Annotated in this window: 15 protein-coding genes; 6 read left to right on the top strand and 9 right to left on the bottom strand. The window is 35.1% G+C overall.

What is annotated here, in order from left to right; genetic code table 11:
- Positions 1–34: 34 nt before the first annotated feature.
- Positions 35–517, bottom strand: a complete 483-nt coding sequence (gene bsaA / locus I6L50_RS16920; protein ID WP_002065095.1) for a glutathione peroxidase — start codon at positions 515–517, stop codon at positions 35–37.
- A gap of 225 nt (positions 518–742) precedes the next feature.
- On the opposite strand from bsaA, the gene I6L50_RS16915 reads away from it, so the two are divergent.
- The 4 genes from I6L50_RS16915 to I6L50_RS16900 all read left to right on the top strand — a co-directional run bounded on the left by I6L50_RS16915 (position 743) and on the right by I6L50_RS16900 (position 3,022).
- Positions 743–952: a DUF3925 family protein gene (locus tag I6L50_RS16915; protein WP_002127081.1), complete on the top strand. Its 210-nt coding sequence runs from the start codon at positions 743–745 to the stop codon at positions 950–952.
- Positions 953–1,039: 87 nt separating this feature from the next.
- Positions 1,040–2,020, top strand: a complete 981-nt coding sequence (locus I6L50_RS16910; RefSeq protein ID WP_219302118.1) for an MBL fold metallo-hydrolase — start codon at positions 1,040–1,042, stop codon at positions 2,018–2,020.
- An 85-nt stretch (positions 2,021–2,105) separates the two neighbouring features.
- Entirely contained in the window at positions 2,106–2,540 is a 435-nt protein-coding gene (locus I6L50_RS16905; RefSeq protein WP_113938559.1) for a hypothetical protein, read from the top strand.
- Between the two features lie 239 nt (positions 2,541–2,779).
- Positions 2,780–3,022, top strand: a complete 243-nt coding sequence (locus tag I6L50_RS16900) for a hypothetical protein (protein WP_219302117.1) — start codon at positions 2,780–2,782, stop codon at positions 3,020–3,022.
- A gap of 54 nt (positions 3,023–3,076) precedes the next feature.
- Here I6L50_RS16900 and I6L50_RS16895 read toward each other — a convergent pair whose 3' ends face one another.
- Complete coding sequence (locus tag I6L50_RS16895; RefSeq protein ID WP_219302116.1) at positions 3,077–3,757, bottom strand: DUF3600 domain-containing protein; 681 nt, start codon at positions 3,755–3,757, stop codon at positions 3,077–3,079.
- Entirely contained in the window at positions 3,754–4,332 is a 579-nt protein-coding gene (locus I6L50_RS16890; protein WP_219302115.1) for a sigma-70 family RNA polymerase sigma factor, read from the bottom strand. The genes I6L50_RS16895 and I6L50_RS16890 overlap by 4 nt, the downstream gene beginning before the upstream one ends.
- A gap of 206 nt (positions 4,333–4,538) precedes the next feature.
- On the opposite strand from I6L50_RS16890, the gene I6L50_RS16885 reads away from it, so the two are divergent.
- Together I6L50_RS16885 and I6L50_RS16880 are read left to right on the top strand one after the other, a co-directional pair.
- The gene (locus tag I6L50_RS16885; RefSeq protein WP_219302114.1) at positions 4,539–5,525 is read left to right on the top strand and encodes a quinone oxidoreductase family protein; all 987 of its coding nucleotides are present in this window, start codon (positions 4,539–4,541) and stop codon (positions 5,523–5,525) included.
- 29 nt (positions 5,526–5,554) lie between these two features.
- A complete protein-coding gene (locus I6L50_RS16880) occupies positions 5,555–6,193 on the top strand; it encodes a zinc dependent phospholipase C family protein (RefSeq protein ID WP_219302113.1) in 639 nt (212 codons plus the stop codon).
- A 28-nt stretch (positions 6,194–6,221) separates the two neighbouring features.
- On the opposite strand, the gene I6L50_RS16875 is transcribed toward I6L50_RS16880, so the two are convergent.
- The 6 genes from I6L50_RS16875 to I6L50_RS16850 all read right to left on the bottom strand — a co-directional run bounded on the left by I6L50_RS16875 (position 6,222) and on the right by I6L50_RS16850 (position 11,920).
- A complete protein-coding gene (locus tag I6L50_RS16875) occupies positions 6,222–6,617 on the bottom strand; it encodes a VOC family protein (RefSeq protein WP_219302112.1) in 396 nt (131 codons plus the stop codon).
- A 70-nt stretch (positions 6,618–6,687) separates the two neighbouring features.
- Positions 6,688–7,482 carry a sugar phosphate isomerase/epimerase family protein gene (locus I6L50_RS16870; protein ID WP_219302111.1) on the bottom strand — a complete coding sequence of 265 codons (795 nt, stop codon included), beginning with the start codon at positions 7,480–7,482 and terminating at the stop codon, positions 6,688–6,690.
- Positions 7,483–7,677: 195 nt separating this feature from the next.
- A complete protein-coding gene (locus tag I6L50_RS16865) occupies positions 7,678–8,820 on the bottom strand; it encodes a DEAD/DEAH box helicase (RefSeq protein ID WP_219302110.1) in 1,143 nt (380 codons plus the stop codon).
- A gap of 19 nt (positions 8,821–8,839) precedes the next feature.
- Positions 8,840–9,367 (bottom strand): hypothetical protein, encoded by a 528-nt coding sequence (locus I6L50_RS16860; protein ID WP_002065080.1) that lies wholly within the window; start codon positions 9,365–9,367, stop codon positions 8,840–8,842.
- 90 nt (positions 9,368–9,457) lie between these two features.
- A complete protein-coding gene (locus tag I6L50_RS16855) occupies positions 9,458–11,146 on the bottom strand; it encodes a formate--tetrahydrofolate ligase (RefSeq protein WP_277958626.1) in 1,689 nt (562 codons plus the stop codon).
- Positions 11,147–11,239: 93 nt separating this feature from the next.
- Positions 11,240–11,920 carry a class I SAM-dependent methyltransferase gene (locus tag I6L50_RS16850; protein WP_219302108.1) on the bottom strand — a complete coding sequence of 227 codons (681 nt, stop codon included), beginning with the start codon at positions 11,918–11,920 and terminating at the stop codon, positions 11,240–11,242.
- Positions 11,921–12,102: the final 182 nt, after the last annotated feature.

Here is a 12,102-nt window from a genome sequence, read left to right as displayed (position 1 = left end):
TTTTTAGTAAACATAATAGATAGCTAACTCCTAATTATTCCCCAAGCACCTTCTCAATCTCAACCTCTAAATCCACCGGCTTCGTCTGCGGCGCAAAACGCCCTACTATTTTCCCGTCTTTTCCAATTAGAAACTTAGTAAAGTTCCATTTCACTGCTTTCATACCGAGTAAACCTGGTGCTTGTTCTGTCATGTATGTATAGAGGGGATGCGCTTTATCACCTTTCACATCAATCTTCGCAAACATTGGGAAGTTCACACCGTAGTTCAATTCACAAAAACTAGTAATATCAGCTTCTGTGCCTGGTTCTTGTCCCCCAAATTGATTACAAGGGAAACCGAGTATTTCTAGTCCTTGGTCTTTATATTTATCATATACTTCCTGTAACCCTTTATATTGTGGTGTAAATCCACATTTACTAGCTACATTTACAATAAGAAGTGCTTTTCCTTCGTAATCTTTTAACGATTTTTCTTCTCCTGTTATTGTTTTAGCTGAAAAATCATAAACTGTCATTGTTCATACCCCTCTCTTCACTATCATTCTATGTTTATACTATACTACATTCGTGAATATACAGCTCTTATTACGTATTCACATACCGTAATGATAGCGCTTTATTTTCGTTCGAAAGTTCGACACAATATACTAGACTTTTATGATGGAAAGTTTTACAATTAATTTGTGAACAAAATGTGACAGTTTATATTTCCATTATAATAGAAAAGGATGGTGTTCATTATGAAAACTGCACAACATGAAACGATTTCAAATCGCGAGTTTTATTTCGTACTATATATGATGTTATTGTATGTTATTGGCTGGGTAATCGATGTAAATGGTTTATTTTTAAGCTCCTACTTTAATTTAGCAGGAGAAATTATGCTTCCGATCGTTGGCGGCATTGTTGGACTGTTCGTTATGTCTATCAATAAAGAACAAACGAAATAACTACATTACAAAAGGGCAGAAGACGAGCTTTCGTTTTCTGTCTTTTTCTGTTTTTAGCGTATAATAGATACATACCGTATATAAGGAGTGGTAAGTATGAAAAAAGTAGAACAACTATCTTCTCATCTATATCTTATTGATGATTATGACTTACAACATATTGAACGAACAGGTACTTACGTTTTATTAGGTGACGATATTACTTTAATTGAAACTTGTGCAGCCCCTTCTCTTCCGTATATTTTAGACGGCTTACAACAATTACATATTAATTTAAATGATGTAAAAAACATTATCGTTACACATGTTCATTTAGATCACGCCGGGGCTGCTGGTTTAATGATGGAAAAGTGCCCAAATGCTACTTTATTTGTGCATTCTCGCGGTGCTCGTCATCTGATTGATCCAACAAAACTAATTCTTGGCGCAAAAGCTGTGTACAAAGAAGATTTTGATAAACTTTTTGATCCAATTCTTCCAATTGAAGAAGAACGTGTTCGTATTGTACAAAATGGTGATACGTTAAAAATTGCCGAAGACCGTACACTTACATTTTACGATACACCGGGACATGCTAAGCACCATATTAGCATTCACGATTCATTAACAAATGGCATTTTTACTGGCGATACAATAGGAATTTACTATAGAGAACTCGCAGACCTTGGTGTAGAACTATATTTACCATCAACGTCCCCTTCACAATTCCAACCAAATGCGATGATTGCTTCTAAAAACCATATTCAAAGTATGAATGTAGATACTATTTATTTCGGTCATTACGGCGCATCTGCTAATGTTACAGAAGTATATAACCAACTGGAACATTGGTTACCTATTTTCGTTCATACTGGAAAAGAGGTCTTTGAACAGTATAATGATTTCGATGAAGCGACTAAAGCTTTACAAACTGTATTAATGGATAAAATTTCTTCTCACCTTACAAAGTTAAACGTTCCATCAGATCATTCCGTTTATAACATTTTATATCTAGATATAGAAATTAGCGCAATGGGCATTATTGATTATTTCACGAAGCAAGAAAAGGCAAACTCCACTATTAACTAACAGTATAAGAAGAGATATACAACAGTAGTTATTGTATATCTCTTCTTTTTTTGAATATATTTTGAGTAAAGGATGGTGGAATGGAATGCAAAAAGTGATACTATACCTCTGCTTTACATTATTTATCGTCTTATTATTATTTGTCGGAGTAAAAATTCAATTTTATTTAGATACAGACGCGCAAGTGAATTTTAACGTTTATCCAAGATTATTCTACTTTACACTCTTCCCTCTTATAGTTGGCATTTTATTACGATTCCTTCAATCTATTAATCATTCAATGAATAAACAAAGCTGGAGCTTTCAACCGGATAAATTTATTGCTATTACAGTGCCTACACTATTCATTTCCTTTTCCCCTGCATTACTCTTTTCACCACTTGGCGAATACCTACCTTATTTAGCTAATATTATTCTCGTGAACACAACTTTCGTTACTATAATTAGCCTAATTGCGGGTTATTCACTATTAGATTGTTTTATACAAAAGGACAATGCAACTATGAAAAAATATAATTGATGACCAATTTTTTAAATGCCGTTGGTTATGGTGGTTTATTTATAAGTGCAATACTCCTTGTAAGAGTTGCTATACATACAGTAAGGAAATTTATGTAATAACAAAACGAGTATGAAATCGCATAGATTTTATACTCGTTTTTTATTGTTCATATATTTAATTGACAATAGGAAATTTATGTTAAACTTAAGAAAATCGTGCACTAAATCAAAATACATTTCAAACAAGGGAGACTTATTATGAAAGTAGGGACTTTCTCGTTTCTAACGTTTATCGCAAGTATATGTTCTTTCTTTATTTTAAGAGGACCTAATGCAAATTTAACTTTAATTATTGCGATTCTAGTTATACTTTCATTACTCGGTATTATTTTTGCGATCGCATCAAAGAATTGGCTATTTAAAATAGTTGGTACGGCATTAAATGGAGTCATACTAGTATTTGTATATTTCTTATCGCTAGCAAAAGGAATAGGTGGTTAATATATTTACGTTTCAATAAGAAAAGCTCACAGCTTAAGCTATGAGCTTTTTTACTTATCTCACCTTTCCATCTACATACTCCATAAACTGTTCTGCTTTAATAAATCTTTCTTTATACGCTTCAGGTACTTCTTCTACTGTTATCCCACCGCTCGATTTCGCTTTTACTAATATGGTTTGATATGACATTAACGCTTCCATATATTGTTCATACTCTTCTGAAGTTAATACTTCTTTACTAGATTTATGGCCATTTAATTTATCAAAATACGGCTGAAGCTCCATTTCTACCTTTTTCAATTCCTCTTTTTTAGCTGGTGATAATTGATCATAATCAATATTACCGTTCGAATCCCCGTACTCAAGCTTTGCATTCGTTAATTTCTTTAGTTCTTTTGTAAACTCTTCATATTCTTTTGCACCCATTTCATTTTCCGCTTGTGACAATTTCGCACTAAAGCGCATGTATCCTTCTAATGTTATAGCTCCGGCATGCTTCTTTAAGTTTTCAAAAGATCCGTATATACCATCTGCCATAATAGATTGATAAGCAAAACCAGTCGTCGGGATTAAAAATGCGGCTGCAAGCACTCCTGCGATAAGGCGCTTCTTCCTTTTGTTCCCCCCTCGCTTCATTTTTATTTGAACAATTACTTTTTCTTTTAACTCCGGCGGGGCAATAATCCCCTTCGCTTCTTCTTGTATAGATTCTCTAACTTTACAATCTAAGCTCATTTCACATTCCCTACCTCTCCTAAAAAGATTTTTTCTACTTGTTCTTTTTGGCGTAGTTTCTTTAATGCCGCATGAATTCTAGACTTCACGGTACCGATTGGAATATGTAATATTTGTGCTACTTCTTCTTGAGAGTAATCGTGTAAGTATCTTAAGATAATAACTTGTTTCAATTTATACGGTAACTTATGAATGAGTTCGATTAATTTTTGGTTTGATATTTTACTTACAACATCGCTAGAAAAATCAATTTGTACTGGTTTTCTTTGCTCTTCTGCTTTTCTTACAATTCGCAGTCGCATCCACCTCTTTCTTCTATAAGAATGGATTTGTTTAATCGCAAGTCCAATTAACCATGGACGAAATGGCTTCTCACTATCATATTTACGAAGCGATTCATATAGCTGTATGTATATTTCCTGAACGACATCATCTATATCTGCTTTATCCTCTATTAAAAAATGTGCTGTCTTATATATTTCTTGAATCGTTTTATCATACAATTCGCTATATGCTTCTTTATTACCTGATAAAGTTAATTGGATTAAATCTGAATACACTGTTTCACCCTTCATGTACCATCCCTCCTTTGTCCTACACTATATATTGGCAAGAAAACGATATTTCGTTCGATTTCTTTCAAAGTTTTTTCAAATAAATTAATATAATGATGCAATGACTTCATAAGCTTCACTTATAACCTTGCATAACAATTATATAATTTTCCAATTCCTAATGAAGATTTAAAATAATATATATAGTCAAATTTAGGAGGATGTATATGAAAGCTATCGTTGTAACGTCGTTCGGTAGTCCTGAAGTAATGAAATATACAGATGTGGATATGCCGGCTATTTCAGACAATCAAGTGTTAATTCGTGTTGTCGCTACTAGTGTTAATTTCGCCGATATTAAATCACGCTATGGCAAAAAAGGAAACAAAGCATTACCTTTTATTCCAGGTATAGATGTAGCTGGTATTGTAGAACACGTAGGTTCTCAAGTGAAAAATATTCATTCTGGACAACGTGTCATCGCTTTCCCTCAAAACGGATCTTACGCAGAATACGTTGTCGCAAACGAAAATCTTACTTTCGTTTTACCTGATGAAGTCGATTTTCAAGCTGCAGCTGCCTGCCCTATCGTATCTTTTACAAGCTACAATTTACTTGCAAATGTTGCAAGACTTCAACAAGGTGAATCTGTTCTAATTCATGCAGCTGCTGGAGGAATTGGTACTACAGCGATTCAACTTGCAAAACTATTAGGGGCTAAAAAAGTTATCGGTACTGTTGGAAGTGAAGCGAAAAGAAAAATTGCTTTAGATGCTGGCGCTGATTATGTTATTTGTCATCAAGATGAAGATTTTGTAGAGAGGGTAGATCAGCTTACAAACGGAGAAGGCGTTAATATTGTTTTAGATTCTATTTCTGGTACTGTGTCCGAAAGAAGTTTAGACTGCCTTGCTTATTACGGTCGCCTCGTCCATTTCGGCAATGCTAGCGGAGAAGTTGGTAGTTTTCAAACGAAAGATTTACACGCAAGTTGCCGTTCTATACTCGGTTTCAGCTTTGGCACTACACGGAAAAAACGTCCTGAATTGCTTCAAGAAACTGCGAATCAAGTTTTCCATTATTTACGCGATGGAAGTTTACAAATTAAAGCTACGAAATCTTTTCCCCTTCAAGATGCAGGGAAAGCACATGAATGGGTCGAAAGTAGACAAAGTACAGGGAAAGTAATACTACACGTTCAGACAGCTCCCTAAAATGAATACATGAAATAGAGGTGTTATTCATGGGATCACGAATTATGCATATCATTATCGCGAGCGGTATTGCTGAGAAACTTTCTATTCAAGATAAAACTTCTTTCTTACTTGGTGGTGTAGCTCCTGATGCTGTTCATTCAAAAGAAGAAAAAGGAGCTTCCCATTTTTACGCTGGTACAACGAAGAACTATACGAGAAGAATAGATTATGATTCATTTATTCATAAATACGAAGATCATATAGATTCCCCTTATATTTTAGGTTATTATACCCACCTCATTGCCGATGATAATTGGCTAAGCGGCTTTTTTCTACCTTGGCTTAAAAACAGAATAGAAAACGACGAAACTATCACACCTATGTACTATAACGATTTTAAATTATTGAACGCACAATTGTTGCATCATTACGATAAAGAACAGCAGCTCTTCACCCTACTTAATCAAGAGGCTAACATTGTGAATATAGAGGAGGTTTCTAGAGAGAATGTTTTAGCTTTTCGGCAATATATTTTTGAAGATATGCTATATCCTGAGCAACACTTGCACGAAAACTTACAAGTATTTTCATTTGATCAAATCGTTGGTTATATTGAGACTGCAATTGAAAAAGGAACATTTTTTATAGAACAACTCGTTAATAAAAAATTGACTTCAAATATTTAATCCCCCTCATTATTTACGAGGGGGATTTTCACATAACTATATAATTATTTTTTTCCATTACTGCAAAGTAATTCCCTTCACTATCAGCAAAGTTAAACACTTTACCAGAAGGCATAGTTACCATTTCGCCAACAGTAACATTTTTATTTGTTAAATCTGTATATAATTGGTCAAGATTTTCTGAGAAGAACATTAAAGATGGTGTACCAAGATTCAATTCTGGGCTCATTTTCGAAATAACTTCTTTATTATGTAGTATAATGCTCGTTTCTGCACCCTTAGTCGGAGCGATTTCAATCCATTTCATTCCTTGTTTGTTATCTTCCTCTGCAACTACATGAAACCCTACCTTTTCCGTCCAAAAATTTACTGCCTCATCTTGATTATTTACATACAACATAATTTGTCCGACTTTATGAATCATTTGTTTTCCCCCTAATGGTTTTTATATTCTATGTAGGTTTCTACAGGTGCTATTATTATTCCTTTTGAGTTTATATGTACTTCTTCACAAAATTTATCGACCTACTCATCCCATTCAGTTCGTCAAAATAATCATTTCTTTCAATCATGTTATATCCGTCGAATCCAATTTCATCTAATACCTTGAAGAATATATCGAAATCTACTTCACCATTTCCTACTGCTACTTCTATATACTTACTTGAACTATCACTTTTCACTCCTTTACAATCTTTAATATGAGTTTGTACTATATAATCTTTTAATAGTAATAAACCTTCTACCGGATTTTCATTTGCATCACTTATTAAATTTGCTGGGTCAAAGTTAACAGCTAGTCCTTTTGAATTTATAGTTTCTAAAAATCGTTTTAACACTAATGCTTTTTCAGACCCCGTCTCAATAGCGAAGACTCCTCCAAATTTGAATGCTAAATCCCCTATCTCGTAACAAACTCGTTCCATTTTATCATAGGACTCACTTTTTTCATTATCTGGAACTTTCCCGATATGAGCGGTTATTATCTTTGCTCCCAGATCCAAACCTCTGTCAGTAATGTATTTAAACTGCTCTATTGCACTGTCAACTTCCGTTCCTATAATTCCATTTTCTCCAAAGTTAATTGCTAATGATGGAACCTTTATTCCATTAAAAGATAACCTTTTCTTGAAAGTAGTCCATTTTGCCTTTGAAATATTAGCTAAATTGAAGTTCTTATTCATAGCATATAATTGAATATATTCTAAATCCCATTCCCTTGCTTTTTGTATTCCTTCGTTTACTTCAATATGTTTCGTATTCAAAAACATTCCTAATTTCCTATCCATATATGTACCTTCTTTTTATTATTTCGCATCAGTTTAATATTCGACTCTCTTTACATTACTTCCTTGTACAAACTAAATGAGAAATGATTCACCTTTATCGATATTTCTTATAAGATAGGTACATTTAAATTTCCTTTGTTATTCAATTACAAACAAAAAAGACGTAACTACAAATAGTTACGCCTTTCTCTTTATTTATCTAGGCTTTTTCTTTGGTGCCGGTGGTTTCGATTCTACAAATGTTCCTTTGAACATTTCTTGTTTCGTAAACACGATACCTAATTTTTTCGCAAATTGAAGTAATTTACGCTCTTCTTGTTCTGTTACAAGAGAAACAACTGTTCCTTCTTTGCCCATACGTCCAGTACGTCCTGAGCGGTGAATATATTGGTCTACTGTGTCTGGTAACTCTAAGTGGATTACGTGTGTTAAATCATCGATATCTAATCCACGTGCTGCAATATCAGTAGCAAGTAATATTTCTAATTTCCCGCTACGGAACGCGCGCATCGTTACTTCACGCTCTTGTTTGCTTGCCTCTGCATGAAGTGCTGCTGCTTTCATTTTACGGAACTTCAGTTTTTGAGTAATTTCATCTAAACGGAATGGATCATTTAAGAAGGCAACTGCTTTTACATTTCCCATATGCATAACCCTTCTAATATAATCATTTTTTTCACGACGCTCACAAACGATATACGTATGTTCAACTAGGCTCTGTGCCTCTGAACGTGTTACACGTACTAATTGTGGTTCAACTGTCAAATCACGTGCCGCATCTTCTGCAGCTTTTGTTATTGTCGCCGAGCAGAATACTAATTGACGATCGCGCATCGTTGATTTAATTACATCAAGTACAGCACCCATCATCTTTTGTTTTACAATTTGATCAAACTCATCAAATACAATCGTTTTCACTTCATGCATCTTTAATTTTTTCATACGAATCAATTCTAAAATACGTCCTGGTGAACCGACAATAACTCTCGGATGTTTCTTTAATTTTTCAACTTGGCGCTTAATATCCGCACCACCAATTAAAGACGCACCTGAAATATCAGTTCCCGCTGTAAACTTTTGAACCTCTTCATGAATTTGCATAACAAGTTCACGAGTTGGCGCTAAAATTACAACTTGCGGTTGTTTAACTTCAGGATTAATTTTATGTAAAAGTGGTAATAAGTACGCTAATGTTTTTCCTGTTCCAGTTGGAGATTCAGCAATAACGTCTTGTCCTTCTAAAATAGTTGGAATCGCTTGTTTTTGAATTTCAGTAAATTCTTTAAAACCAGCCTTCTCCCAAGCTTGTTGTAAAAATGGTTGCATATCTTTTATCATTTGTTTTTCTCCTTTATCTCTATTTTTGAAGAAAATGTTGTATTGTTCGCACCGTTTCTATCATGTGTGAAATAACAGCTATTAAATCATCAACATGGTCTTCTGTAATCGATTTTTGAAATAGAACCTCTACCTTATTATGATATGAAATCGCTTGCTTATTATATTCGTATGAAATTTTTTGCGTAATCATTCGCTCTTTTCCCCATATAGAATGCAATAAAGTTTCAATTTCTTCGCATCCTATCTCTGGTTGCTCCATTTCGAACGAAAATTCCAGCTTCATTTCACAACCTGGTATAAACTGAGGTACTTCTAATATTTCACCTGATAAATTCTTTGCATCAACAGATAGTGAAAATGTCGCCTCTACCATCGTTTTAAATGTTTCTGTTAGTTGAAATGAAATACTATACATACGACTTAATGAAGCAAGGTCCATCACATCTTTTCGATCCGTTACGAGAATATCACCGTGTAAATCGAAATCATAGACAGCTCCTTCCACAATTACCTTTAAATTTTCAAAAGCAGTTGGATCAAACATAATTCCCTCCAAAAAACAGGCGCCTTTCGATGGAAAGGCGCCACTTGATGTATATATAGTTTACAGATAAACGAGATGAATTACAACCTTTTAGAATAAACCTACTGCTTTTCCATCTTCATTTACATCCATTTGTAGTGCTGCTGGTTGTTTAGGAAGGCCTGGCATTGTTAACATTGTTCCTGTTAACGCAACGATAAACCCTGCACCGATAGATGGTTTTAATTCACGAATTGTAACGATAAAGTCAGATGGGCGACCTAATTTTGTTGCATCATCTGAAAGAGAGTATTGTGTTTTCGCCATACAAATCGGTAGGTTACTCCAACCTTCTCCTTCATATTGAGCTAATTGCTTACGTGCTTTCGGAGCAAATTCAATATCTTTTGCGCCGTACACTTTTTGAGCAATTGTACGGATTTTTTCTTCTAATGGTAATTCTAATTCATAAAGTGGTGCGTAGTTGTTTTCACCTTTTTCAATTTCTTTTAACACTTTCTCAGCAAGGTCAACTCCGCCTTGGCCACCTTTCTCCCAAACTTCCGTTAAGGATACTGCATAGCCACGCTCATTGCACCATTCTTGTAAGTATGCAACTTCTGCATCTGTATCAGTAATGAATTTGTTAATGGCAATTACGAAAGGAACACCAAAGCTTTGAATTGTTTCAACATGCTTCTGTAAGTTCTCCATACCTTTTGCTAACGCATCTACATTTTCTTCTTTTAATTGATCTCTCGCCACACCACCGTGCATTTTAAGCGCACGAATAGTCGCAACAATAACTACCGCTTCTGGTTTAATACCAGCTGCACGTGCTTTAATATCTAAAAACTTCTCGGCACCTAAATCTGCACCGAATCCAGCTTCTGTAATAACATAATCACCTAATTTTGCTGCCATTGTCGTAGCGATAACACTGTTACAACCGTGAGCGATATTCGCAAATGGTCCGCCATGAATGATAGCTGGTGTATTTTCTAATGTTTGTACTAAGTTCGGTTTTAATGCATCTTTTAATAGAAGCGTTAACGCACCTTCTACGCCTAAATCTTTAACTGTTACAGGTTGATTTGAAAAATTATAAGCGACAACAATGCGAGATAGACGAGCTTTTAAATCTTGAATATCTGTTGCAAGGCAGAATACGGCCATAATTTCAGATGCTACTGTAATATCAAAACCGTCTTCACGCGGTACGCCTTGAACCGGTCCACCAAGGCCAATTACTACATTACGAAGGGCACGATCATTTAAGTCAACACAGCGTTTCCAAACGATTTTACGCGTATCAATTCCAAGTGTGTTTCCTTGTTGGATATGATTATCAATGAACGCCGCTAATGCGTTATTGGCAGTTGTAATCGCATGAATATCTCCAGTAAAGTGAAGGTTAATATCTTCCATTGGTACTACTTGAGAATAACCGCCACCTGCTGCTCCGCCTTTTAATCCCATTGTTGGTCCAAGAGATGGTTCGCGAAGTGCAATTACTGTTTTCTTACCAATTTTATTAAAAGCTTGACCTAAACCAACTGTTACTGTTGATTTACCTTCTCCTGCTGGAGTTGGGTTAATTGCTGTTACTAAAACAACTTTACCGTCTTTCTCATCTTGTAAACGCTTAAAAATATCAAGAGATAACTTGCCTTTATAGTGTCCGTATGGCTCTAGTTCTTCTTCTAAAATATTTAAATCAGCTGCAATTTCTTGAATCTTCTTCATACTTGCTTCTTGTGCGATTTCAATATCAGATTTAACTGTTGTAGTAGTTGTCATGTACCCTAGTCCCCCTTTAATTGATTCTGATGATATTGTATCAGTTTTTTGTATTTTCTGCACTTATTTACCTCCTAAAACCCTTCAATTTTGTCATACGTTTTTTAACATAAATACCCATAAAAATGTTAACGCTTGTTGTAACTCTGTAGGTAGCTGACCTAACATCTTCTCATTTACTCCGCGCTTATATACGCCGGTACCATCTACAACTTCAAATCCTTGTTCTTTTGCTAACTGTTCAAATTCCCAAGGCATCATCGTATTGCAAACAACGTCTTTGCCATATAGGCGCGAATAACTGTTCTCTCTCGGTTTTGCTGTCGGTCCTAAAATTGCAATACATGCGTATCCATCTTTCTTTAAAACACGCTTTATTTCATTTAATGCTCGCAACGGCTCCTCGGTCCATTCTAAAGAATTAATTGCCATAATTGCTTCAAATTTCTCATTTTCAAATGGTAATGAAGAAAGATCACCTTTTATAAAAGATAAGTTTGGGCCTTCTCCGCGCTCCTTACCCTTTTGAATCATAACTTCCGATAAGTCCACCCCAACCGCTTTGTACCCAGTAAGACTTAATTTATATGTACCATACCCATCACCACAGCCAACATCTAACACTTGTACTTCCTTTTCCACGTACTGCTCAAAAAATGGAATGATTGTACTCCTGCTCCCGCTATCCCACATTTCTTGACTATTTTGATTCCAAAACTCTGCATTGTTATCCCATTTTTTCTCTGCCGATTCATGCCAATTAAACTTCGCCATACATTCCCCTACCTTCACGTATTATCATTCATTTCATTCTACATCATGTTCCAAAATCCCTGTTTATCTTCATAAGGAGATAAAGTGAAACTTTAATCAGTGGGGGTGTTTGTTCGTCCGCCACTGATTATTATTTGAACCAATCGGGCTTTTACGGGCAGCCCGACTCCCATCTAACTTCT

This window comes from Bacillus sp. FDAARGOS_1420 (genome assembly GCF_019344915.1).
In the GTDB taxonomy this organism is placed as follows: Bacteria; Bacillota; Bacilli; order Bacillales; family Bacillaceae_G; genus Bacillus_A; species Bacillus_A mycoides.
Note: the sequence above shows the minus strand (reverse complement) of the source record. Positions and strands in the feature narration are given on the sequence as shown.

Bases quoted from the DNA above. Each gene is read 5' to 3' on its own strand.
- bsaA (WP_002065095.1), bottom strand. From the start codon at position 517: ATGACAGTTTATGATTTTTCAGCTAAAACAATAACAGGAGAAGAAAAA.
- I6L50_RS16890 (WP_219302115.1), bottom strand. From the start codon at position 4,332: ATGAAGGGTGAAACAGTGTATTCAGATTTAATCCAATTAACTTTATCA.
- I6L50_RS16885 (WP_219302114.1), top strand. From the start codon at position 4,539: ATGAAAGCTATCGTTGTAACGTCGTTCGGTAGTCCTGAAGTAATGAAA.
- I6L50_RS16880 (WP_219302113.1), top strand. From the start codon at position 5,555: ATGGGATCACGAATTATGCATATCATTATCGCGAGCGGTATTGCTGAG.
- I6L50_RS16915 (WP_002127081.1), top strand. From the start codon at position 743: ATGAAAACTGCACAACATGAAACGATTTCAAATCGCGAGTTTTATTTC.
- I6L50_RS16870 (WP_219302111.1), bottom strand. From the start codon at position 7,482: ATGGATAGGAAATTAGGAATGTTTTTGAATACGAAACATATTGAAGTA.
- I6L50_RS16875 (WP_219302112.1), bottom strand. From the start codon at position 6,617: ATGATTCATAAAGTCGGACAAATTATGTTGTATGTAAATAATCAAGAT.
- I6L50_RS16865 (WP_219302110.1), bottom strand. From the start codon at position 8,820: ATGATAAAAGATATGCAACCATTTTTACAACAAGCTTGGGAGAAGGCT.
- I6L50_RS16855 (WP_277958626.1), bottom strand. From the start codon at position 11,146: ATGACAACTACTACAACAGTTAAATCTGATATTGAAATCGCACAAGAA.
- I6L50_RS16860 (WP_002065080.1), bottom strand. From the start codon at position 9,367: ATGTTTGATCCAACTGCTTTTGAAAATTTAAAGGTAATTGTGGAAGGA.
- I6L50_RS16905 (WP_113938559.1), top strand. From the start codon at position 2,106: ATGCAAAAAGTGATACTATACCTCTGCTTTACATTATTTATCGTCTTA.
- I6L50_RS16900 (WP_219302117.1), top strand. From the start codon at position 2,780: ATGAAAGTAGGGACTTTCTCGTTTCTAACGTTTATCGCAAGTATATGT.
- I6L50_RS16850 (WP_219302108.1), bottom strand. From the start codon at position 11,920: ATGGCGAAGTTTAATTGGCATGAATCGGCAGAGAAAAAATGGGATAAC.
- I6L50_RS16895 (WP_219302116.1), bottom strand. From the start codon at position 3,757: ATGAGCTTAGATTGTAAAGTTAGAGAATCTATACAAGAAGAAGCGAAG.